The sequence below is a fragment of the bacterium genome, from assembly GCA_031082185.1.
Lineage (GTDB): Bacteria > Sysuimicrobiota > Sysuimicrobiia > Sysuimicrobiales > Humicultoraceae > VGFA01.
The window spans coordinates 209,414-232,458 of the sequence record JAVHLI010000001.1 but is presented as its reverse complement, the minus strand read 5'-3'; the positions used below and the strand labels follow the sequence as shown (position 1 = coordinate 232,458).

Genomic DNA, 23,045 nt, shown 5'->3' with positions numbered 1-23,045 from the left:
AGCTCGGGCCATGTTCTACTGGCTTGCTACGGCCGTCCCACTTCTCTTCCTCTCACACTCCTTCTCGGGGGCACTAGAAGCCGCGCAACGGTTTGATCTGCTCAACGCAGTCAAGGTACCCCTTCGAGTGCTGAGCTTCCTGATTCCACTACTGGGATTGACTATGGGCTGTCAACTGCCAGGGATCATCGGCCTCATGGTGCTCACTACGTGTGTGGCGCTTGCTGTCTTGGTGTTGATGAGTATCAGGGCGATTCCTGAGTTGCGACGGCCGGCCTTTCGTAGTGATCTCATGCCACGACTCTTCGCATTCGGGGGCTGGATCACGATTTCGGGCATCGTCAACCCCCTTCTGACGTACTTGGACCGCTTCCTCGTAGCCTCCCTCCTCGGCGTTGCAGCCATGGCATACTACACTGCGCCCCACGAAGCTGCCACACGCATCCTGTTTATTCCCGGGGGGCTGGCAACCGCGCTAACCCCAGCATTCAGCACCCTGCTGGGCTCCGGGGACCATCAAGTAGGAGAAGAGGTCTTTGCGCGATCCGTGAAGTACATCCTTCTCGCGGTCGGTCCCATCGCGCTTACTCTAGGGCTGTTCGCTGACGATATCCTACGCTTGTGGCTGGGTGCCGAGTTCGCTTCGAGAGGCGCTGTTGTGCTTATGATCGTGTCGATCGGAGTCTTCATGAACTCTGTCGCCCATGTCCCACATGCGCTCCTCCTAGGAAGAGGGCGACCGGATATCCCTGCCAAGTTCCACGTCCTTGAGCTACCCGTGCATGTCCTGGCAGCCTGGGCTCTGATACACCGCTGGGGAGTTACGGGGGCTGCCGCAGCGTGGACATTCCGCGTCACCCTTGATGCGAGCCTGCTCTTCCTGGCCGCAGGTAGAATCTTCGGTCTCAAGCGAGGTCTCACCCTTGCCCGCAAGGTAGCATTTCCCGGCATAGCCCTCCTCCTTCTAGCGGGAGGAGCCTACGTAACAACCAGCCTGACGGGCGCATACTCGCTGGTAGTGCAATCGGTAGCTTTCGGTACGCTCCTTGTCGCGTTTGCCTGGTTCGCCTGGAACGCCATCCTCGACACACGGGATCGAACAGCGGTCGCCACAGCGTTTGGGCAACTGCGCGCGTCCCGACGGAAGATGTGATGCTCAACGGGCGTAAGGGACCGAAGGCTAGGATCTCACGCTGCGATGCATCGGCGCCACTTGCTCCGCGAGACCGGATCTCTTAGCTGATGGCGGGGTTCTTGGGGTTTGCCTACCGCCGAAGTAGTGCAGGCTGTGTACACCGAGGATGATTCCCTGACGTACCCTCAGCTTCTCGTTGTCATTCTCAACTACAACACCACGTCATCGACCCTCGCTACGGTCGAGTCGGTTCTCCGACAGGATTACCGGCCTCTTCAGATCGTCGTCGTGGACAATGGGTCGAGTTCCGATCAGTACGAGGCATTGTGCAGGAACGGAGGAAGCTTCCACATTGTCAGGTCCGAGGAGAACCTCGGCTACTCCGGGGGCAACAATCTGGGTGCTAAGTTAAGTATCCTGCCACGGCCAGAGTATGTCCTAGTGCTGAACAGTGATGTCATTCTTCCGCAGCCATCCACTTTCAGGGCCTTGGTCGACGCTCTTGAAGAGGATTCGGCCCGGGTAGCCTGTTCACCCCTAGTCAACACTCTGCCTTCGAACACACCTGTTGAAAGACAGATCCAAGTCCGGCGAATTCCCGGGTTTAGTACTCTCCTCGTAGCCCATAGCTGGTGGCTTCGGCGGCTCCCGTTCCTTCGGAGACTTGCTGATAGAAGTGTATACGCTGATCTGGCGCCTCTTGAAGCTTCACGGGTCCTTGTATGCGAGACTATAAACGGCTGTTGCTTCCTAATAAGGCGGGACTTCTTAGAGGGGATCGGGTTCTTCGACTCTGGCACGTTCTTGTATTCCGAAGAATTGATTCTGGGCATGCAGATCGCCCAGCGTGGTAAGGCTACCTGCTTAGTCACCTCGGCAGTTGTAGACCACCTTCAGGGGACATCGACTGGCCATAATCAGCGAAGGTTTAGATTGCGGATGGGATTAGAACAGGTGCGAAGCGAGGTCTACTTCTGCCGCAAGTACCTACTGGTTTCGGACGTCCACCTTGTGTTGCTCCTCGCGGTCCGCACGTTAGATCTTGGAACGAAGGCGGTCTACCAACTCCTCTTACGGCTTCGACGGGACTCAGTTTGACAGCAGACCAGTGGTCGATCAACTTGGTTGGCTTCCTGGTTGCAGCGGCCCTTCTGTTTCTTGTCACGAGACTTGGGCGGGGCTGGGTTCCGCACGCCTACCTCTTCTCAATTCTATGGGCCCTCAACCTGTCGGTTGCTCAGGCCGCACTATCCGGAAAGCTCAGGCCGGATCCTGAGACTCTTCTAGTTCTCTTTGCGGCCTGGTGGTTGTACTTGTTAGGGACGCTGGGCGTTCTCACTGGCGGCCGCCGTCAGGCTGGAAATTTCGGCCGTATTCCCGAGATCCGCCCGCTCCCTGCGGTGTCATTGGTCCTCGCGCTGGTTGCTCTACAATGGCTGTCGATCGGGTATGAAGTGTCGCGCCGTCAACTGCAGTCGTTCTTCTACGGACTTCTCCTCCCCACCCTTGAGCTCCGCCTTATGGGGGTCTTGCGGGAGGAGGATCTTCCGTGGTTCTTGGAGGCCTGGCGTTGGAGCTATGTATGGTACATCCCACTCGGCCTAGTGCTCTGGCGAAAGGGCCTTGTCTCGAAACCGTTCATTGCACTGGTGTTTGCCTCGGCCCTGCTCTCGTCACTTACCAAACTAACACGAACCCCCCTTCTCCACGTCTCGACGACGGCATTGGTCTCATGGCTCCTACTCTGGCGACCACAACCTGCACGAGTCCTCCTTGCGTGTTTCAGCTTGGCGCTGGCAATGTGGTTGTTCTTGGTCCTCAGTCAGACTGCTCTTACCCTCTCTGATCCCCTCGCCAGAGTCACGCCAGCAGAATCCCTGCTCTCCTACATCGGGGCCTCTGTCAAGGCATACGAAGAGCTTATTCGGGGAGCACTCCCAAGGGAGCCGGGGTTCTATTCACTTGATGCACTGAACTTCGTTCTTCACAAACTATCAATCATACCCTCTTACCCGGACATAGTTCGGCCCGCCATTCTCGCGCCGATACCTATGAACACCTATACCTTTCTGGACGTATACACGCTCGATTTCGGGATAGCTGGTGCACTCGTCGGTTCGTTCTTCACCGGCGCGCTTGCATCCTGGCTGCACCAACGCGTTCGAAAGGAAGCGACGTTACATAATCTCGTCGCATACTCGTATGCTGCTTACGCTGCAATAATGGCGCCGATGAACAACGAATTCATTAGGTTCTCTTTCATATTCTCTATCGGAATTGGGTGGACATGCCATAACCTCATCGTGCTTCGCGGTCGGTCACCCTTTGCACGCACCAAGACTAGATCGTGCGTGTTGACGTCCTCCCCAGAAGGTGGTCCAGGGCAAAGGTGAAAATTCACCTCAAGGAGGTGGCGCTGTACGGGTAAGGCCTGGACCAAACTTGGGGAGCACCTCAACCACCTTCTCGGGGGGACGTCAGTCTGGCTGAACCAGGAGGGGCACCTTGCGCACCTGGACGGGGTGGGACACGGGTGTTCGTCGGTAGTCAGCTTCCTCGGCGAAGGCTGGCCGGAAGGACATTCCGTCCGCTTGGGGGGGAAGATCCAATGAACGACGGGCGTCCACTGTCAAGGGTCACCCAAAACTCCTCACCCGCGGTCATGGAAAACTCCCCACCCCCTGGTTCTTACGCCAGGGTCTCGGTCGGCTTAACCAGACCGGCCTTCAGCTTCTCCTTGAGACGGTAGGAGTTGCCTCGGATGTTCACGGTGATCGCATGGTGTAGCAGGCGATCCAGGATCGCCGCTGCGATCACCCGGTCGCCGAAGACCTCCCCCCAACTCCCGAAGCTCTGATTGCTGGTGAGGATCATCGGGCCGCGCTCGTAGCGACGACTGATCAGCTGGAAGAAGAGATTAGCACCGGCCCGCTCGATGGGCAGATAGCCGATTTCGTCGATGATCAGCAGGCGCGGCACAGTGTAGACCTTGAGCTTGTCCTCGACCCGGCCTTCGGCCAGGGCCCGGGTAAGGGTCGCGATCATCGCCGCCGCTGTGGTGAACAGCACACGGTAGCCGCGCTCGATGGCCCGCAGCCCCAGGCCCACAGCCAGGTGCGTCTTGCCTACTCCCGGTGGCCCGAGCAGGATGACGTTCTCGCCGTGCTCGATGAAGTGGCAGGTGCTCAGGGTCTGGATCTGCTTGCGATCCAAGGATGGCTGATACGAGAAATCGAAGCTGTCCAGGCTCTTGACGAATGGGAATCGGGCGAGGCTGGTGCGCATCGTCACATTCTTGGTGGTCTTCGCCGTGACCTCTTCGGTGAGCACCTGGTCGAGAAAGTCCGCATAGGAGAGTTCTTTGGTGGTGGCGTCCTGCAGCAACGCCTCCAGCCGCTCCCGGCTCTTGAACAGGCGCAGTCGCTGCAAGTACTCCTGCAGGCGCTCGAGCTGGACCGCCGTCATGCCTCACCTCCCATCTGGCACACTGCCTCGTAGCAGGCGAGATCGCGGTGAGCGACTTCGGGGGTAGCCTGCAGTGGCCGCCGGTGATCCGGCAGTGTAGACCGCCGCTGCCTTGCGGTCCGGGCGAGGGCCCCGGGACCGTGTTCAGGGAGGATGGCAAGCTGATGCTGGCCACCGAGCATGTGATGTCGAGCCACCAGGTCGCCGCGATGGAGGATCTCCAGGGCGTCCCCCTGCCGACGCACCTCGACGGCCTGGCCGATCAGCCTGAATGGCACCGAGTAGCGGTTCGTCTCGAAGCTGACCAGGTAGTCGCCGGCGGCGATCCGTGGCTGCGTCGCCTCGAGCTGAAAGCCCCGGTGCCCAGGTGCGGCGATAAGCGCACTCCGCTCGCGGCTGAAGCGATCGATCGGCCGCTCGTGCGTCGTGCCATGCTCTCGGACATCGGCCACCGTGGCGATCCACTCCCCAAGCTGCTCGCTCAGGTCCACGTCGTCCCGGAACATCCGGCCGGGAAGGAAGTTGCGCCGGAAGTACTTGATGCCCGACTCGACCTTGCCCTTCGTTTGAGCGCGATACGGCCGGCAGAGCCGCGGCTCGAAGCCCCAGAAGTCGGCAAACGCCCGGAACGTCGTGTTCCAGATCACGCCACCGTCCGTGGGCCGGCAGACCGTGCGCGGACGGTCGTACAGATGCTCGCGCGTGTGGCCGCCGAAGTGCTCGAAGGCCCGTTCGTGCGCGTCCAGGAGCTCGCTGAGCGTCTCGCCCAGGCATGGGAGGTAGAAGCTCCGCCGCGAGAAGCCCAGGGTGAGGACGAAGAGGTGTCGCACCACCGGCCGGTGCCCGAAGACCACGCGCGCCTGGCCCCAGTCAATCTGGCTCTGCACGCCAGGCGGCGTCTCGAACCGCGTCCACGTCAGCGAGGCCCGTAGACCCTCCTCGCGCAGCGGCCGGACGAAGCGCTTCACCGTCTCGTAGCTGCCGACATATCCATGGTACTGTCGCAGCTCCTGCCACAGGATCCGCGCCGAGTAGCCGACCGCGGCCGCGCGCTCCTGCAGGAAGTTCACGTGCGGCGTCAGCAGCGTCTCTGTCGACGCCGATCGCCGATACGGCTGCCACGCCTCCTGGCGCAAACAGCGCGCAACGGTTTTGCGATCGACGTCCAGGCGTCGGGCAATCTCCGATACGGTCACGTGCCCGGCCGCAAGCCGGTGAATCTCCTCCCATCGGTCACGACTAATCATCTCAGCCTCCCGGAGCGAGTTCTGCTCAGGGATTCTTTCGTCCACTGCCGTCATCGTCACCCTCCTCTCCTGGGTTGGAGGGTGGGGAGTTTTCGATGACCCGACCTGAGGATTATTGCATGACCGCTGACAGTCCACTGCTTAGCATCGGCATGCCTGTCCGCAATTGCGAAACTGCCGTCACCGCTTGGGAAACTAACTCCATCGTCATCTTGGGAGCCATGGCTGCCGGGGTCCCTTGGGTATCGTTCGATGTTGGGTCTGTGCGAGGACATGTCGGCGGTTTCGTTGCAGGAGACCTTGCTGAGATGTGCAATCAGGTCAAACTTCTTGTCGAAAACCCGCAGTTGCGCCGCGAGATCGGGGCGCGAGGTAGAGCGCGGCTCCAAGAGAGGCACCTCTGGAGCAAGATTGCGCCTCAATACGAAGCTTTGCATAGGCGCCTAGTCTCCGGACATCTCGTGTGAGGGTCTTGTGTGTCTTTGGCCAGCACAACTACGGAGACAGAGCCCGTGGCGAGGGATACGAATATGCAAACTTCATTCCAGCGCTACGGCGCCTGGGCCATGAAGTAATCTTCCTGGACTCATGGAATCGAAACCACTATCGCACCTTTGCCGAGTTGAATCGCGCCCTGCTGTGTGCTGTCGACAAGTATCGCCCAGAAGTGGTCTTCTCCGTCCTCACGCACTATGAGATCTGGCTAGAAACGTGGGAGATCCTGCGTGGCTCTGGTATTGCGGCTACCGTCAACTGGGCTACGGATGATTCCTGGAAGTATTCCCAGTTCTCACGACTTGTGGCGCCAGCCTTTCACGCCTTCACGACCACTTGCCCGGACGCCTATTCGAGCTACCAGCGTGATGGTATCTCGCACGTCCTCTTGACCCAATGGGCGGCCAACGCTGCGGGCCTGCGACCACCACTGTCGGCCGGGGAGTGCCACTTCTCTGTCTCTTTCGTGGGGACTGCCTATGGTAAGCGCCGGACCTGGGTTGACGCTCTCCGCCGGCGAGGAATCGACGTAGCCTGCTTCGGACATGGTTGGCCACACGGACCGGTGGCCGCTGAGGACATCCCGCGGATCATCCATAGTTCTGTCATCAGCCTGAACTTCGCCAACAGCGGTCGGCCATGGCAAGGAATTCTGTCCCCCCTGGCTAGCCAAATCAAGGCACGCATGTTTGAGGTTCCCGGTGCTGGCGGATTCCTTCTGACAGAATGGGCAAACGGCATGGAGCAGTACTACGAAGGCGAACGAGAGGTTGCGGTCTTCCGCGATTTGGAGGAGATGGAGAACAAGATCCGGCACTATCTGGCGCACCCGGCTCAGCGGGATGCCATTGCGTGGGCCGGCTACGAGCGAACACGCGCTGTCCATACGTATGATCAACGACTGGTTCAGGTATTAGGGTTCGCGCTGAACCAACATCAGAAGTACCTTGCAGGCCAAGGTGCGCCCACGTTCCAGATAGACTGGGATAGATTTGAAGAAGCCTCTCATCGCCACCGAGTGAACCGCAGACTCATGCTCGTGCGGCGTGCGTTGATCGCAGCATGCTCGGCAGCGTGGGGTTCGGCGATCGGGCCACGTGCAGCGCGGCGTTTGGTGTTTGAGTTGAGTTGGCGCTTGACCGGCGCCCGTACCTACTCGTCTGAGGGCTGGCCTGGGCGAATGTTCTATGATCTTCGTTGACGCTGCATTGGACAAACGCTCCCCCCGAGTAAGCATCGGCATGCCCGTTCGGAATTGTCAGGACACGCTACAGCCGGCCCTACAGTCGCTGCTTGCCCAAACATACACTTCTTGGGAGCTTCTGTTGATAGATGACGGCTCTCAGGATGAGACAGTGCAGATCGCCCGGCAATTCGCTGATCCGCGCATCAAGATATCCTCGGACGGCCAGTGGCTTGGGATTTCCGCCCGGCTTAACCAGGCTATAGCAGCGGCTCGGGGAGAGTATTTTGCCCGTATGGACGGTGACGACGTAGCATACCCGGATAGGTTTGAATTGCAGGTAGCATATATGGATACGCACGAGGATGTGGACCTGGTCGGCTCGGCCGCAATGGTGTTCGATAGCAATGGCAAGCCGTTGGGGAGAAGGGGCTGCCCCGAGAGACACGAGGAAATCTGTCGTCGACCGATCGCTGGGTTTCGAATGATACACCCGACCTTCCTGGGACGGCTAGATTGGTTCAAGGCGCACTATTACGACCACCGTGCGCATAGTGCCGAGGACCAGGAGCTGCTCCTAAGGGCGCACAAGAGAAGTCGATTTGCGAACTTCAGCGACATCCTCCTAGGCTATCGAGAACCCTCCCTCGCTCTCCGCAGAAACCTAGGCAGGAGATGGAGCTTCGCGGTGTCGGCGTTGAGGTACGTCCAAAGCGAGGGTGACTCATACCTTTCCCTTTCGCCGATGCTCCTCAAACAGCTTGTGTCGTCGGCGTTGGACATCGTTGCCATCGGTACTGGTTTGAACTATCGTCTCCTCCACCATCGTGCTGGACCTGCGTCGGCGGAAGAAATCCTAGCATGGCGCCGGGTCTGGAACTCCGTGCAGGCACAAACCTCTCCCGCCGGTTCTGCACCACATGGACCTTGAGCGTATGGCAGTCGCGAGGCTTGTGCAGTGCGTTGCAAATTACTGAACAATCACGGTGGTTCGTGCCATGGTCCTAGTACAACGTGGAGACCAGCCAAAGCTCTGGCCGTTGCCCCTGAAAACCGCGCCCTCCTGGAAGGCCTGATGTATGGTCGCACCACGGCGTAGAAGGTGGCCCTGCGAGCCCGCATCGTGCTCGGCGCCTCCGAGCGGCGGTAGAACGCGCAACTGGCCAAGCAGTTGGGCATCACTCGGCCGACGGTGCTCTTGTGACGTGCGCGGTATGTGCAGGCTGGCGTGTCCGACCTCCTCAAAGACGCGCCCCGGCCGGGCCTTCGAAAGCAGATCGGGGCCCATAAGGTAACGGCCATCGTGGCCCCCACGCTGCACGCCACGCCCCCTGATGCGACGCACTGGAGCACCCGAAGGATGGCGCGCACGAAGGGGGTGAGCGAGGCCACCGCGCGGAGCATCTGGCACGCACACGGCCTGCAACCACATCGAACTGAAACGTTCAAGTTGAGTCGGGAACCTAACTTCGTCCGCAATCTGCGGGACGTGGTGGGGCTGTACCTCAACCCGCCCTACAAAGCGCTGGTGCTGTGCGTGGACGAAGAGAACCGGATCCCGGCCCTGGATCGGTCGCAGCCGAGCCCGCCGCTGCGGCCGGGGATCCCGACGCGCCAGACCCCGGACTACGTCCGCCATGGGATCATGACGCTGTTTGTAGCCCTCAAGGTCTTGGATGGGACAGTAATCGGCCACTGCCAGCCGCGGCACCGCAACACGGAACTCCCGGTCTCCCTGAAGCGGGTGGAACGGGGGGGCCCGCGCCGATCCGAGATTCACCTGACCCTGGGCAACTACGGTACGCACAAGCATCTGCGGGTACAGGCGTGGTTCGCGGCGCTCCCGCAGTACCCTCTCCACTTCACCCCTACCGGGTCGTAGTGACTCAGTCTGGTGGATCGCTGGTTTGCCAAACTCACCCGCAAGCACATCCGGCGCCTTCCGCCGCGCCCGCGAATTGGAGCGGGCCATCTATCAGTACCTGCGGGAGAAGGACAAGCATCCCCGCCCGTTCATCTGGACGGCTACAGCGTCGACGATCACGCACGAGTTCAAGCATTGTAGAGCAGCGCTAGACGCGGGGCATGAACGCGGTGCGCTCGCGCCAGCGTGATACCGCGTACGGGGCTGGGCTTGGTGCTTCACTGTCCGCTCTTCGGGCACCGCCACAAGCCGTGCGTAGACAACTTGGCCGCGAACGCAAGCGTACGCTCGACTCCCCGACCGTAGGAGACCTGCTATGTTGCCCGTGAAACGAACTCTAATTACCGGTGTTACCGGTCAAGATGGCTCGTACTTGGCCGAGTTCCTCCTGGCAAAAGGCTACGAGATCCACGGCATGATCCGCAGGTCTTCTTTGTTCAATACCGGGCGCATCGACCATCTATACAGGGATCCCCATGATCCTGACACGCGGGTCTTCCTGCACCACGGGGACTTGACGGATGGCACAGGGTTGCGAAGAGTCCTGGAGGCCGTCCAGCCGGACGAAGTCTACAATCTGGGCGCTCAATCACATGTGATGGTCTCTTTCTTGCAGCCGGAATACACCGCTGACGTGGACGGGCTGGGGGTGCTGCGTCTGCTCGAGGCCGTCCGCGACTTCCAGATGCGTACGGGAAAGATCGTCCGATACTACCAAGCCGGCTCCTCCGAGATGTTCGGCCTGGCCCAGGAAGTCCCCCAGGTTGAGCAGACGCCCTTTCACCCGCGCAGCCCATACGCGGTGGCGAAGGTCTTCGCCCACTGGCAGACGGTCAACTACCGGGAGGCCTATGGCCTCTTTGCCGTGAACGGGATCCTCTTCAACCACGAATCACCTCGCCGCGGTGAGACCTTCGTTAGCAGGAAGATCACCCGGGCCGCCACCCGGATCAAGTTGGGGTTACAGGAACGCCTCTACCTAGGGAATCTCGAGGCACGCCGCGACTGGGGTTACGCGGGCGACTACGTCGAGGCCGTATGGATGATGCTGCAACAGCCAGAACCGGGTGACTTCATCGTGGCCACAGGAGAGAGCCATTCCGTGAAGGAGTTCTGTGAAGCGGCCTTCGGTATGCTGGAACTTGACTGGCGGGACTTCGTCTCCGTTGATCCCCACTACTACCGCCCGGCTGAGGTGGATGTGCTGCAAGGAGACGCTAGCAAGGCGAGGCGGGTGTTGGGGTGGGAACCGCGCGTGCGGTTCGGGGACCTCGTGCGGATGATGGTGGAAGCGGATCTCGAACTAGCGCGACGCGAGAAGATACTCCGGGACGCGGGGTTCGCCGTCCCGATGGAAGGCCATGGCTACTAACCTGGCCGGCCGTCGGGTCGTCGTCACCGGCGGGGCTGGCTTCCTAGGATCCTTCGTTGTGGCGCGACTGCTGTCCCGAGGGGCTGATGTGTTCGTGCCGCGAAGCCGCGACTACGATCTCACCCAAGCACCTGCCGTTGAGCGGCTCTTCAACCATGCCCGGCCGGAGGTCGTTATCCACCTTGCGGCCAGGGTGGGGGGAATTGGTGCCAACCAGGTTAACTCGGGGGGGTTCTTCTACGAGAACATGGCCATGGGCCTCCACGTCGTCCACGGGGCCATGCGGCGTGGGGTGGAGAAGCTGGTGCTGATCGGGACCTCATGCTCCTATCCGAAGGTCACATCCGTGCCGTTCCGCGAAGAGGACCTCTGGGGCGGCTTTCCGGAGGATACGAACGCCCCCTATGGGGTCGCCAAGCGGGCCTTGGTCGCCATGGTGCAGGCGTACCGGCTGCAATATAGACTGAACGGGATCGCGCTCATCCCTGCCAACCTCTACGGGCCGCGGGACAACTTCGATCTCGAGACCAGCCACGTTATACCGGCGCTCATCCGAAAGTTCGTGGAGGCGCGGGAACGCGGGGGTCGGGTCGTGACGGCGTGGGGAACCGGGCAGGTGAGTCGGGAGTTCCTGTACGTGGAGGATGCAGCAGAAGGCATAGTCCTGGCGGCGGAGCGCTACGATGGCTCGGATCCGGTGAACCTGGGAACCGGGCGCGAGGTGCTCATTCGGGACCTGGTGGAGGAGATTCGCAGCCTAGTGGGTTTCAAAGGGGACGTCGAGTGGGACTCCACAAGGCCCGACGGCCAGCCCCGACGCTGTCTGGATACCTCCGGTGCAGAAGCCCTCTTCGGATTTCGGGCTCGGACGCCCCTACGCAAGGGGCTGCGGAACACAATCAACTGGTACCTGGAACATCGGTAGGGTGGATTGCTGGACGGCCATTTTCAGCGCTGCTAATGTGCGTCGGAGGGCACGTGCAGATGATTGCATGCCCCATACTGAAAGTGCTCCATGTCTGTACTGTCCCGTCAACCGCTCGAGCCTTCGTTGCCCCGCTTGCCAGTTACCTTGAGACAAGGGGCTATGAGGTAACGATCGCCTGCTCGGAAGATCCGAATCAGGAGATCGGGGTCACGATGGAAGAAATGCGTGCAGCCGGATTCCGGATGAAGGAAATCCCGATCCCACGCCTCATCCAGCCGATCGGCGACCTCCGTGCGACCCTCGAACTATACCGGTTCATCCGCAAGGAGCGGTTCGCAATCGTACATACACAGACAACCAAAGCCGGGTTCGTTGGGCGCCTTGCTGCCTCCCTCGCGCGTGCCCCGGTGATCATTCACTCCGCATATGCCTTTCCGTTCCACCCTTATCTTCCTGCCATGCGTCGCAAGGTGTATGCATGGATGGAACGAGTGGCCGCGAAGTGGGCCGACCTCGTCATGGTGCCCACCGATGCGGTCCGATTAGATGGACTCTACCACCAGGTCGCCCCTCCCGAGAAGATACTCACCGTGCCGATGGGGATCAACCTCCAACGGTTCTCGAGACAGCGCACCAACCCGGCAGCGATCCGCGAAGAGTGGGGGGTCCCCTTCGACGCGCCTGTCGTGGGATCAGTAGCGCGGCTTGTCCCCGACAAAGGGCTAGAGTGTTTCCTCGACGCTGCTGCCCGAGTAGCTGCGTTGAACGAACGGGTTCGATTCCTCATCGTGGGGGACGGTCCCCTGCGGCGAGCACTGGAACAACAGGCCCAGCGTCTGGGGATTGCTGACCGAGTAATCTTCGCGGGGATGCGAAGCGACATCCCTGAGCAGATGGCCGCAATGGACCTCTTCGTGCTGCCCACGCTGCGCGAGGGATTTGGGGTAGTCCTTGCGGAATCGATGGCAATGGGAGTCCCCGTCGTGGCAAGTGACATCCCTGCACTGCTCGAGGTCGTGGCGAACGGAGAGACCGGGATTCTCTTGCCACCCGGGGACCCCGAGAGGTTCGCCGTGGCTATCCTCGATCTTCTTCGAGATGAAACTCGACGACTCGCCATGGGGGCGGCGGGGCGACGTCGGGTGGAGCTGCTGTTCGATGAACGACAGATCTTCGCTCGAATCGAGGCGACGTACACGCGCCTGCTCCGGCTCAAAGGCCACCAGTCCGGCACGGAAGTCACGCGATGCTGATCCTTGTCACAGGCGCTACAGGGTTCATTGGGAAGCGCCTGGTTAGGGCACTCGCTGCAAGCGGTCACGCCGTGCGATCCGCGCTCCGGCGGCAAGACAGCGCTATGCTTCTCCCTGCCGGAGTTGATGGCATCGTGTTGGGTGTTCTAAGCGGTCCAGTTGATTGGGGGCCAGCGCTCAGAGGTGTGCGAGCCATTGTCCTCCTCCCCGGCCGTGCGCACGTGTTGCGTCAGCTGGAGCGGGACTCACGGTCCCCGCTGGTAACCCGCAGGCGCTGGCTCGGGCAGTACAAGAAACGCGCCGCTTGAGCCCACGCGAACGCTGGGAGATGGGCCTGAGGGGACGGCGGTACGCAGAGGCAAACCACGACTTCTCCCACCCAGCTTCTAAGTTGGAAACTGTGATTCGAGAAGTGGTCAAATGAAACTCTCGGAGCGAGTTCGTGTTGGCCCAGCGGCTCCAGTGGGCCGTTGATGTGCTGGGTGCCGGCGTAGAGCTCGCAGTCTTCTTGTCTCTCAGCGCTGGCACCACAGCGCACGCATGGGTCGAACCGGGCTGACAATTGTCTACTGCCGAACTGGGTCCTCCTCGCAAGCGGGTTCGAATTAGACGTCCGGCATATGGTCAACGACCCGCTCTCGATAAGCGTGCAGATCATAACAACAACCGTCATCGCAGTTCTTCTCATCCGGAGAATCAGCGCGCCTGGCCACGCCACAAAGGGGCGTGCTTGGTTGGTCGCCGGCCCGCTGGCATTTCACGAGCGCGCCATCGCCACGCCACACTCCGGAGTTGGGCCGGCGACGGGGTTGGTGGACCCACTGCAAGTCCCAGATCCTCAGAGAGCAAGCCTATCCAAGGGAGTGGCGCGTGGTGGAGAACCTTAAGCCACTGGTAATCTTCGGTGCGGGGGGATTCGGCCGCGAGGTGGCCTGGCTTGTAGATGAAATCAACGGAGTGAGCCCGGAGTGGGAGCTGCTCGGGTTCGTAGACGATCGGGCCACTGGACACACCACAGAGGGCGTGCCAATCCTTGGACCTGTCGCGCACCTTAACACCCTTAAGGGCCAGGTCTGGGTGGTGCTCGCAGTAGGTGATTCGCGCGCCAGATACCGACTGGCGCGCGAACTGGAAGACAAGGGGTTCCCCTTCGCGACGCTCGTGCACCCTTCTGTGAGAATGTCGGGACACGTCAGAGTGGAACAGGGTTCGATAGTATGCGCGGGCTGCATATTGACAACGAACATCCGGATTGGCCGGAACTGCATCATCAATCCGGGTTGTTTCATCGGACATGACACGAGAGTCGGTGATTTCTCAAGTCTCATGCCGGGTGTGAACCTAGCCGGCGACGTGATTGTTGGCACCGGTTGCTACTTCGGACTTAACGCCTGCGCCATCAACCGCGTGACCATAGGTGAGTGGAGCGTCATAGGTGCGGGCGCGACCGTGATTAGGGACATTCCGCCGCGGGTGGTTGCCGTGGGCGTCCCGGCCAAACCTGTAAGGACCTTGGAGGACGCACCTCAAACCGAGACTACATCACAACAGACCGATACCGGTGGAGGACCCTGAATTCCTCGCCGAGGGAGGGTAGCAGCCGCTGTGAAGGTACCCCTGTCTAGGCCCGAGATCACAGAACTTGACAGAAGAGCAGTTCTGGGTATCCTCGATGGTCCTACCCTCGCGCTTGGCCCCCGCTTAGTGGCGTTCGAGGAAGCGATGGCCAAAGCGGCCGGGACACAGTTCGCCGTGGCGGTCTCAAGCGGAACGGCAGCGCTTCACCTGGTTGTTCGTGCTCTGGGCATGGGGCAAGGGGATGAGGTAATCACGACTCCGTTCTCGTTCGTGGCCAGTGCCAACACCATCCTGTACGAACGGGCGACCCCCGTGTTCGTCGATATCCTCGATGATACTCTCTGCATTTCCCCCGATCTCATTGAGGCAGCAATCACGCCGCGCACCCGAGCAATCCTGGCCGTAGACGTCTTCGGACAACCAGCAGCGCTTGACCGGATCCGAGAGATCGCTTCACGCAGGGGCCTGCTCATGATCGAAGATGCCTGCGAGTCCTTGGGGTCAGCATTCCAGGGGTTGCCGGCGGGCAACGGCCGGTGGGCCGAGGCAGCGACGTTTGCGTTCTATCCCAACAAGCAGATTACCACCGGCGAGGGTGGGTGCATTGTCACCGACAGCAAGGAGATCTACCGCCTCTGCCGGAGCATGCGTAACCAGGGCCGCTCAGAGCAGGGGGGATGGCTGGACCACGAACGTCTCGGCTACAACTACAGGATGGCCGAGATGAATGCCGCCCTGGGTTTGGCGCAGGTCTCCCGCCTGGACGATATCATCGCGTCGCGTCAGTCGGTGGCAAGTCGGTGGGCTGAGCGACTCGCGCCCCTGGCAGAACGCGGCCTGCTGCGCCTTCCGTGGATCCACCCGGCGGTGACCAGGATGAGCTGGTTCGTTTACGTGGTGCGGCTGGCCCCGGAGATTGATCGCGACGCCGTCCTGCGCGATCTCCTGGGCAAGGGCGTTGAGTGCCGGCCCTACTTCACGCCGATCCACCTCCAGCCGTTCTATAGAGAGATGGGCTACCAAGAGGGAATGTACCCCGTTACGGAAGCGGCGGGGCGGCAGTGTCTAGCACTTCCGTTCTTCAACACGATCACAGACGAGGAACTCGATTACGCCGCAGACGCCCTGCGGCGTGCGCTTGACCGCTAGCTGCCAGATCAGCACCGACCACAATCAGTTGTAGTCCGACATGTATAGTCTCCTCTCTATCCCCTACCACACCCGCAGGCGCGCCTTCTTCCTCACCGGGGACGCCATGCTGCTGGCCCTCGCCCTTATTACTGCGGCGTTGCTGCGGTTTGAGTGGGAACTGTCCGCTCAAGTCATTGCCCATCTGCGGATCGCCCTCCCGTTGAGCCTAGCAGCGAAGCTTCCACTCCTGGTGATCCGGCGGTTGCAGGGGGTGAGCTGGTCGCGGTTCAGCCTCGGGGATATGCTGACCCTAGCCCGGTGTCTTGGCGCCGGGTGGCTGATCTTCGCGGGGCTTGTCATGGCGCTCCGCCTAACCCCGGTGCTGGGCGGGTTCTCACGCTCGGTGCTGCTGCTCGACCTGGTCCTTTCCCTGGCGGCCGTGGGCGGCTTCAGGCTGAGCAGGCGAATCTACCTGCACATCCGCAATCACGGCAGAAACCATGGCCGGGCCGCAATAATAGTGGGCGCCGGTGCTGCCGGAGACCAGTTGGTCCGGGCACTCCGCGACTCGCCCGAGCCACCCTTCTGCCCCTACGCCTTCATTGACGACGACCCCCGTGAGCACGGCGACCTCATCCATGGCCTCCCGGTGGTCGGCGGGCGCGCGGCCATCGGGGAAGCCGTCAGAACCTACCACGCCGAGGCGGTACTGATCGCCATGCCATCAGCGTCACCGGAGGTCGTGCGGGACGTCGTCGCACGAGCGCGGGATGCGGGCGTGCGGGAGATTCGGATAGTACCCGGGATCGATCGCGTCTTGAGAGGTGGCGTCACCCTCGCCGATCTGCGTGAGGTCCAACTGGAGGACCTGCTCGGCCGCCAGGTGGTCCGCACGGAGACCGGTGCCATCCGGGGAATGCTGGGGGGGCGGACCGTCCTTGTCACCGGGGCAGCAGGCTCCATCGGCAGCGAGATCTGCAGGCAGATGGTGGGCTTCGGCGTGCGGCGGCTGGTCATGGTGGACGTGGATGAAACCGGCCTGTTCAACCTCGAGCTGCGGGTGGCCCGTGAGGCACGCAATTCGGTACGCCTGGAACCGGCGGTGGCCGATGTGCGGGATCCCTCGCGAATGCGGCAGGTCTTCGAAGCGACCAGGCCCGATGTGGTCTTCCACGCCGCCGCCTACAAGCATGTGCCCTTGATGGAGTCGCACCCGGCCGAGGCGGTAAAGACCAACGTCTGGGGAACCTGGGTGCCCGCCGGGCTGGCGAGGGAGTTCGGGGTCGGGCGCTTCATCCTGATATCCACCGACAAGGCCGTCCATCCCGTGTCGGCCATGGGTGCCAGCAAGCGGCTGGCCGAGAGGGTCGTCGCCACGCTCAACCGTGACGGACCGACCAGGTTCATGTCGGTGCGGTTTGGGAACGTGTTGGGCAGCCGAGGAAGCGTGGTGCCCACATGGCAGGAGCAGATCGCCGGCGGCGGCCCGGTGACCGTGACCGATCCAGAGATGCACAGGTACTTCATGCTGGTCTCGGAAGCTGTTCTGCTGGTGCTGCAGGCAGCGGCCGCCGGGCCCGGGGGCGAAGTCTACGTCCTGGACATGGGAAAGCCGATCCGGCTTCTCGACCTGGCCCACGAGGTGATCCGCCTCTCCGGCCTTGAGCCCGAAGTTGACATTGCGGTGGTCTTCACCGGCATCCGGCCCGGCGAGAAGCTCACGGAGGAACTGCTGGCGTCCGATGACGGCATTGCACCGACTCCGCACGAGAAGATCTTCGCGGCACGCCCCGAGCCGTTCGCATCGGTGGACGAACTGCGCCTGCACGTCGAGGCGATACGGGCGCTGGCGGAGAATGGGCGTCCGGAAGCGCTGCGTGAAGCCCTCAGATGTCTGGTTCCTCAGTACACCCCCCCGCAGGCCTAGCAGCGCCCCACAGCCCCACATCCACCGCAACATGAGTGCGCGCGCGGAGCAGGACTCGCGCGAAAGGCCTGGAAGACGGCCGGGAACCCGATGGGAGCCACGAGACGCCATGTGAGGGTCGCCCCTGCGGCGCGATCGCGCGCCAAGCGCCTGTTTGACCTGGCCTGCGCGGCAACCGCCGGCATCGTTGTTCTCCCTGTGGCCCTGCTGGCGGGTCTGGCGGTTTGGCTTTCCATGGGGCCTCCCGTCCTCTTCCGGCAGGCTAGAGCCGGGATCGGGGGCAGGATCTTCATTCTCTACAAGTTTCGAACGATGACCGAGGCGCGAGATCTGGCAGGAGACCTCACTGCGAGCGCAGAGCGTCTGACGCCCCTCGGGAGGTTCCTCAGGGCCACCTGCATCGACGAGCTGCCGCAGCTCGCAAACATCCTGCGCGGGGAGATGAGCCTGGTCGGCCCGCGGCCGCTGCTTCCCGAGTACGTAGCCCGTTACACGCCGGAGCAGGCCAGGCGCCTGGAGGTCAGGCCCGGCCTGACAGGCTGGGCGCAGGTCAACGGCCGCAACGCCCTGTCGTGGGAGGAGAAGTTCCGGCTGGACGTGTGGTATGTGGACAACTGGTCGCTGGCCCTCGACCTCCGGATAGTCCTGGCCACGCTGCCCAAAGTACTATCCCGCGAAGGGGTCAGCGCGCCCGGGTATGAGACGATGCCCGAGTTCATGGGCTCGCACGCGGAGCCTTCCAAATTAGAGTCCCCTGACAGGACATCTAAGGGATAAGCAACGGGCCGCGCACGGCGGTCCAGACCTTCATCGATCGACACAACACCCAGTTGCTCACAAGACGGCATACGAACAAGACGCTGCGGAAGGCCTACGCGATAGCAGCACATCTGGTAGCATCACGATCAGCGAAGCAGAGAAGGTATCCAACAACCCCCATCTGAGGTGGAATGTGTCTCGGGTCAGCATGGCTCGCATCGGCATCGTAGGGTATGGGCGCGTCGGGCAGGCGATGGAGGCGTTCTTCGGGCGTCGGTATGAGGTGACCATCTACGACCCACCGAAGGGGCACAGCAGCCGGAACGACATCAACGAGTGTGCTATGGTTGCGGTCTGCGTGCCCACGCCCATGCGCCCGGACGGCTCGTGCGATACATCAATTGCTGAAGAGGCCGTCGGATGGATCGGGGCCGACACGATCCTGATCCGCTCGACCATCCCCGTCGGGACAACCGATAGGCTCAAGGCCGAGACGGGTAAGTCGATAGTGTTCTCCCCCGAGTACGTGGGCGAGCCGCACTACTGGGTACCGTACGGCTTCATGCGGGACGAGATCGAATGCCCCTTCTACATCTTCGGTGGCGACGCGGCAGACTGCGAGCGCGTGATTGATCTGTATGCCCCCATAGCCGGTCCCATGAAGCAGTACCGCGTGACGTCGGCCAGCGTCGCTGAGGCGGTGAAGGCGTTCGAGAACGAGTTCATCGCGTGGAAAGTCATGTTTGCCAACGAGATGCGGGAGGCGTGCGCCGCATGGGGCGTGCCGTACTGGGAAACCCGGGATCTGTGGACGCTGGACCCCCGCGTGGGTCCCATGCACACCGCCTCGTGGGGCAACAGCCGTGGGTTCTTTGGGAAGTGCCTCCCTAAGGACACGTTGTCGCTGTTGCGATCCCTGGAGCATGCCGGATACGACAAGCGGGTCCTCAGGGCTATTGTCTCCAAGAACATCGAGTATCGGGGCGAGCAGGACTACCCTGCGGATCTCGACGTGGAGACACCGGAACGCTGAGTCTCAAGTAGGGAAGACCCAAAGCAGTGCATCTACGCTCAACCCGGACCTTTTGGTGGAGGGTGGCCACGGCGGCCTGGATGGTCGTAATGGTCGTCGGGGCGGTCCTGCCCCAGGTGCCGTCACCCAGGCTTGGTTCCCTTCGCCCTCTCGATGGGCCCGGGGGTCATATCGCCGCCAGCGGGATTCTGACAGTTCTCCTCCAGACCCAACTGCCGGCCGCCCGCGCCATGGGACTGGCCTGGACCTACGGCGCCGCGCTTGAAGGTGCGCAGTGGTTCATCTCCTACCGGAGCGCTGAACTCGTAGATCTCCTCATGAACGCGCTTGGTGTCCTGGCCGCATGGGTAGTGGTCCTGGCATGGAGACGCCGTAAGGCTCGCCAAGGCCGACCTCGCCGACCTTGAGGCACTCGCCAGGGAGTTCGCCGAAGTGCTGGCGCCGCTTGGGCACCGCATGGTCGTCGCGCGCATCGACGCTGGGGAACCAGTTCCGTTCCCGTGGCGTACGACCGGGACCGATTTGGACCCATCCCAAAGACTGAACAGCGCAGGTCGGTAAGCGGGCGACCCCCGGAGACGGCACCCACCGTCCTGGGCATCGTCCTCAACATCGGCGCCACGGACGCCTTGCTGGGCGCGGTGGCTGCTCAAGGATATTGAGTGCGTATTTCAGCCGACGCCGACCGCGAGGTGAAGGTGCCCCTATACGTCCGCGCCGGTGTCCTCGAAACCGGGTCAACTCCAATCGCCTTTCTGATCTACGGCGGCCAAGGGCGCGGTGTCAGCCGCTGATGTGAGACGAGACGACAGGGTTGTGGGATAATGATACCGCTTCACAAGGAGAAGGCTTATCCGCAAGAAGGCCGCCATGAAGGTGAAGGACTTCCCAACCGGCTGCCAGGAGGGGAACGTATGAGGCTCCAACAGAATGTGAAGGCTGTAGTGCGAAAAGGCGAGCACTACTATGTAGCCGAGTGCGTGGAGATTGCCGTGGTGACTCAGGGGAAAACGCTGGATGAAACCCTTGCGAACCTTCAGGAGGCTGTCACCCTGCATCTGGAGGGTGAGGACACCGCTGACTTTGCCCAGGCTTAGGCGGCTATCGGGCGACCAGGTCGTCGCTATCCTGGCCAGGTTTGGCTTCATGGTTCACTCCCAGCGCGGCAGTCATGTAAAGCTGCGACGGGTAACCACCACGGGAAGCGTGCCGGTTCATTGCGGAGGACGAGCTACGAAGGGAGTTCTATAGCGAGTAGATCGGCACATGGGTTGTCACGGCGACCCGGACCGCTCAGAGGCGGTGGAAGGAACAGCCTCGATCAGGTGTGCAGGCCGGAGGCTTTCTCGACGTCGAGCACATGGAGGCCCTCGGCTCCAGCCGCCCGGAGCAACCGCTCGTCTGCCGCAGCAAAAGTGATGTCTTCGCCGAGCGCACTCCTCAAGCCCATGGCAGAAGCCAGGTGGATGGCGTCGAAACCCCTGAGCGGGTGCCGTTGAATCAGGTCGCGGGCCAGCAGGAGGACCTCATCCCACAAGTCCACCCGAATGTAGGCCTGCCAATCGCGCTCGAACTGCCTGCACGCCACGACGTACCGACCCTCGGAGAGCTGGCCATCCCGGCGCTTCCGTGTCAGCCCTGCATAGACTTCGGCATAGGCGATCTTGGCCGTCGCGACGGGCCCCTTGCGCGTCACAATGGCGCTCACCAGCGGCGAGCCCTTTTCGGCGACGAAGCGCTTGATGAGCGCGCTGGTATCCAGATAGTTCATCGGCGATCTTCCAGGATGATCCTTGAGACAGGCGGGCCGGAGGCCTCCACTGGCCGCACTCTGCTCAAGGGCTTGTGGGTAGGGAGGGTCAGGAATCCCCGGGCGGCCAGCCTTGCAAGCCGCGCCTCCAGACTAACGATTCGCTCCGCAGACCGAATCGGCTGGATGAGCGCGATCGGCCTTCCCCGCTCGGTGACGATGACTTCCTCGCCTTGCTTGGTCCTGCGAAGGTAATGGGTGAGGCGGTTCTTCAGTTCCTTGACCCCAACGCTTCCCATGGCGGAACCCTCCGTAGTAGCCATTGTAGCCACCCTATCCGTGTTGTCAAGCGAATGTACTGGTCCAGTAGATACGAAACACTTTCCTTCCTGGAGGTGAACGCGCGGTCGCGGACGCGCTCCAGAAACTCGGCTACGATGTGGTGGCGGCTTCAGGAGATCAGGCTGCAGATTCACCCATCCCAACTCGAGCGCTGCCGGGCGGTCGACCCGCGCATCCGTGGGCGTGTGGTCAAGGAGGCCGTGCGTGCCGAGCCGAGGTGCTGCGGCAGCACGCTAACCCTTCGCTCTGTCCGCGCGGAGCGCATGCCCTGGTTCAGATAGATCCGAAACACCCTGACTGAGGATGCCGTACCGGTTGAAGGGGGGCTTCCGGCCCCTTGGAGGCGGCTATACTGGCCGCATGATGATCGAGCAGAGCCTGCTTCCCCAGAGGTTACGGATTCGGATGTCGGCGCCGCTGACCCGCGAGGCGCGGCAGCGGTTGCGGTGGATGGAGTTCTACGAGGCGCATGGGCCCAACGCGCGGCTGACCTGCCGGCGCTTTGGGATCAGCTCGGCGACGTTCTACCGGTGGAGGAAGCGCTACAATCCCCGGCGGCTGAGCAGTTTGGAGGATGATCGTCGCACGCGGCGGCCCCGGCGTGTGAGGCAGCCGCAGACCTCGGTCCTGCTGGTGGGGCGGATCCGGGCGCTGCGGGAGGCATATCCGCGGTGGGGGAAGGTAAAGCTGGCGGTGCTGCTGGCTCGGGAGGGATGGAAGGTCTCAGCCTCGACGGTGGGACGGACGCTGAGACGCTTGCGGGCGTTGGGGCAGCTGCGGGAACCGGCGGTGGTGCGGGCGGCGCAGGCCAAGCGTCACCGGAGGCGCCAGAGGCGTCGCTACGCGCAGCGGAAGCCCTGGGAGTACGTGGTGCACTCCCCCGGGGATCTGGTGCAGATCGATACGACGCCGGTAGAGGTGCGGCCGGGGCTGAGGCGGGTGCACTTCAGCGCTTGCGATGTGGTGAGCCGTAAGGGCGTGGTCGCGGCGCATGATCGAGGGAGCAGCCGGGCAGCGGAGCGGGTGCTCCGGGAGGCGTTTCCCAGGTTTGGGTTCCCGGTGCGGGCGATTCAGATCGACGGGGGCAGTGAGTTCAAGGCGGTGTTCGAGGCGGCCTGCGAGCGGATGGGGATTCGGCTGTTCGTGTTGCCGCCGCGGAGCCCGAAGCTGAACGGGCACGTGGAGCGGGCGCAGCGGACGCACCAGGAAGAGTTTTATGACCTGGTAGAAGTGCCAGACCCGCTGGCGGAGCACAACGCCCTGCTCCAAGAATGGGAGCGGACCTACAACACCGTCCGGCCCCACCAAGCTCTGGGCTACCGGACCCCGCAGGAGTACCTAACCCAGTGGCAAACCCAACACCACGGCCAATGAGAGGAGGAAAGTGTTTCGCATCTACTGGACCAGTACACCCGAGCCTCAGCCCGACCTGGCGCTGCTGCACCCCCGCTCGTGCAGCGACCTTGGGAGTCTCAGGCGAATCTGCCCCGAATAGCCAGCGGTAGCGTCTTCCGGTGCCAGTG

Annotated in this window: 21 protein-coding genes; 17 read left to right on the top strand and 4 right to left on the bottom strand. The window is 62.1% G+C overall.

Going from position 1 to position 23,045, the window contains the following annotated elements:
* Window positions 1-10 precede the first annotated feature (10 nt).
* From RDU83_01185 to RDU83_01175, 3 genes are all read left to right on the top strand, one after another.
* Entirely contained in the window at window positions 11-1,153 is a 1,143-nt protein-coding gene (locus RDU83_01185; protein ID MDQ7839622.1) for an oligosaccharide flippase family protein, read from the top strand.
* 135 nt (window positions 1,154-1,288) lie between these two features.
* Window positions 1,289-2,233, top strand: a complete 945-nt coding sequence (locus RDU83_01180) for a glycosyltransferase family 2 protein (GenBank protein MDQ7839621.1) — start codon at window positions 1,289-1,291, stop codon at window positions 2,231-2,233.
* Window positions 2,230-3,528: an O-antigen polymerase gene (locus RDU83_01175; protein MDQ7839620.1), complete on the top strand. Its 1,299-nt coding sequence runs from the start codon at window positions 2,230-2,232 to the stop codon at window positions 3,526-3,528. The genes RDU83_01180 and RDU83_01175 overlap by 4 nt, the downstream gene beginning before the upstream one ends.
* Before the next feature lie 295 nt (window positions 3,529-3,823).
* Here RDU83_01175 and istB read toward each other — a convergent pair whose 3' ends face one another.
* Together istB and istA are read right to left on the bottom strand one after the other, a co-directional pair.
* On the bottom strand, window positions 3,824-4,600 hold the full coding sequence (gene istB / locus RDU83_01170) for an IS21-like element helper ATPase IstB (GenBank protein ID MDQ7839619.1): 777 nt from the start codon (window positions 4,598-4,600) through the stop codon (window positions 3,824-3,826).
* Window positions 4,597-5,847: an IS21 family transposase gene (gene istA / locus RDU83_01165; protein ID MDQ7839618.1), complete on the bottom strand. Its 1,251-nt coding sequence runs from the start codon at window positions 5,845-5,847 to the stop codon at window positions 4,597-4,599. The genes istB and istA overlap by 4 nt, the downstream gene beginning before the upstream one ends.
* A gap of 472 nt (window positions 5,848-6,319) precedes the next feature.
* Between istA and RDU83_01160 the strand changes: the two genes are divergently transcribed.
* The 13 genes from RDU83_01160 (at window position 6,320) to RDU83_01100 (ending at window position 20,681) form a co-directional block, all read left to right on the top strand.
* A complete protein-coding gene (locus RDU83_01160) occupies window positions 6,320-7,543 on the top strand; it encodes a glycosyltransferase (protein ID MDQ7839617.1) in 1,224 nt (407 codons plus the stop codon).
* Window positions 7,530-8,456 (top strand): glycosyltransferase family A protein, encoded by a 927-nt coding sequence (locus RDU83_01155; GenBank protein ID MDQ7839616.1) that lies wholly within the window; start codon window positions 7,530-7,532, stop codon window positions 8,454-8,456. Before RDU83_01160 ends, RDU83_01155 begins: the two co-directional genes overlap by 14 nt.
* 285 nt (window positions 8,457-8,741) lie before the next feature.
* Entirely contained in the window at window positions 8,742-9,407 is a 666-nt protein-coding gene (locus RDU83_01150) for an IS630 family transposase (GenBank protein ID MDQ7839615.1), read from the top strand.
* Window positions 9,408-9,765: 358 nt separating this feature from the next.
* Window positions 9,766-10,821, top strand: a complete 1,056-nt coding sequence (gene gmd, locus RDU83_01145) for a GDP-mannose 4,6-dehydratase (GenBank protein MDQ7839614.1) — start codon at window positions 9,766-9,768, stop codon at window positions 10,819-10,821.
* On the top strand, window positions 10,811-11,746 hold the full coding sequence (locus tag RDU83_01140; GenBank protein MDQ7839613.1) for a GDP-L-fucose synthase: 936 nt from the start codon (window positions 10,811-10,813) through the stop codon (window positions 11,744-11,746). Before gmd ends, RDU83_01140 begins: the two co-directional genes overlap by 11 nt.
* Before the next feature lie 35 nt (window positions 11,747-11,781).
* On the top strand, window positions 11,782-13,002 hold the full coding sequence (locus tag RDU83_01135) for a glycosyltransferase family 4 protein (protein MDQ7839612.1): 1,221 nt from the start codon (window positions 11,782-11,784) through the stop codon (window positions 13,000-13,002).
* 870 nt (window positions 13,003-13,872) lie between these two features.
* Window positions 13,873-14,577: an acetyltransferase gene (locus RDU83_01130; protein ID MDQ7839611.1), complete on the top strand. Its 705-nt coding sequence runs from the start codon at window positions 13,873-13,875 to the stop codon at window positions 14,575-14,577.
* A 30-nt stretch (window positions 14,578-14,607) separates the two neighbouring features.
* On the top strand, window positions 14,608-15,729 hold the full coding sequence (locus RDU83_01125; protein ID MDQ7839610.1) for a DegT/DnrJ/EryC1/StrS family aminotransferase: 1,122 nt from the start codon (window positions 14,608-14,610) through the stop codon (window positions 15,727-15,729).
* A 40-nt stretch (window positions 15,730-15,769) separates the two neighbouring features.
* Window positions 15,770-17,638, top strand: coding sequence for a nucleoside-diphosphate sugar epimerase/dehydratase (locus RDU83_01120; protein MDQ7839609.1), 1,869 nt, complete (start codon window positions 15,770-15,772; stop codon window positions 17,636-17,638).
* 111 nt (window positions 17,639-17,749) lie between these two features.
* The gene (locus tag RDU83_01115; GenBank protein ID MDQ7839608.1) at window positions 17,750-18,415 is read left to right on the top strand and encodes a sugar transferase; all 666 of its coding nucleotides are present in this window, start codon (window positions 17,750-17,752) and stop codon (window positions 18,413-18,415) included.
* A gap of 175 nt (window positions 18,416-18,590) precedes the next feature.
* Window positions 18,591-19,430 (top strand): hypothetical protein, encoded by an 840-nt coding sequence (locus RDU83_01110; protein ID MDQ7839607.1) that lies wholly within the window; start codon window positions 18,591-18,593, stop codon window positions 19,428-19,430.
* Window positions 19,431-20,344: 914 nt separating this feature from the next.
* The gene (locus RDU83_01105; protein ID MDQ7839606.1) at window positions 20,345-20,527 is read left to right on the top strand and encodes a type II toxin-antitoxin system HicB family antitoxin; all 183 of its coding nucleotides are present in this window, start codon (window positions 20,345-20,347) and stop codon (window positions 20,525-20,527) included.
* On the top strand, window positions 20,448-20,681 hold the full coding sequence (locus tag RDU83_01100; GenBank protein MDQ7839605.1) for a type II toxin-antitoxin system HicA family toxin: 234 nt from the start codon (window positions 20,448-20,450) through the stop codon (window positions 20,679-20,681). Before RDU83_01105 ends, RDU83_01100 begins: the two co-directional genes overlap by 80 nt.
* Window positions 20,682-20,751: 70 nt before the next feature.
* On the opposite strand, the gene RDU83_01095 is transcribed toward RDU83_01100, so the two are convergent.
* Together RDU83_01095 and RDU83_01090 are read right to left on the bottom strand one after the other, a co-directional pair.
* The gene (locus tag RDU83_01095) at window positions 20,752-21,201 is read right to left on the bottom strand and encodes a type II toxin-antitoxin system VapC family toxin (protein ID MDQ7839604.1); all 450 of its coding nucleotides are present in this window, start codon (window positions 21,199-21,201) and stop codon (window positions 20,752-20,754) included.
* On the bottom strand, window positions 21,198-21,479 hold the full coding sequence (locus RDU83_01090; GenBank protein MDQ7839603.1) for a type II toxin-antitoxin system prevent-host-death family antitoxin: 282 nt from the start codon (window positions 21,477-21,479) through the stop codon (window positions 21,198-21,200). The genes RDU83_01095 and RDU83_01090 overlap by 4 nt, the downstream gene beginning before the upstream one ends.
* A gap of 403 nt (window positions 21,480-21,882) precedes the next feature.
* On the opposite strand from RDU83_01090, the gene RDU83_01085 reads away from it, so the two are divergent.
* Window positions 21,883-22,896, top strand: a complete 1,014-nt coding sequence (locus RDU83_01085; protein MDQ7839602.1) for an integrase core domain-containing protein — start codon at window positions 21,883-21,885, stop codon at window positions 22,894-22,896.
* Window positions 22,897-23,045: the final 149 nt, after the last annotated feature.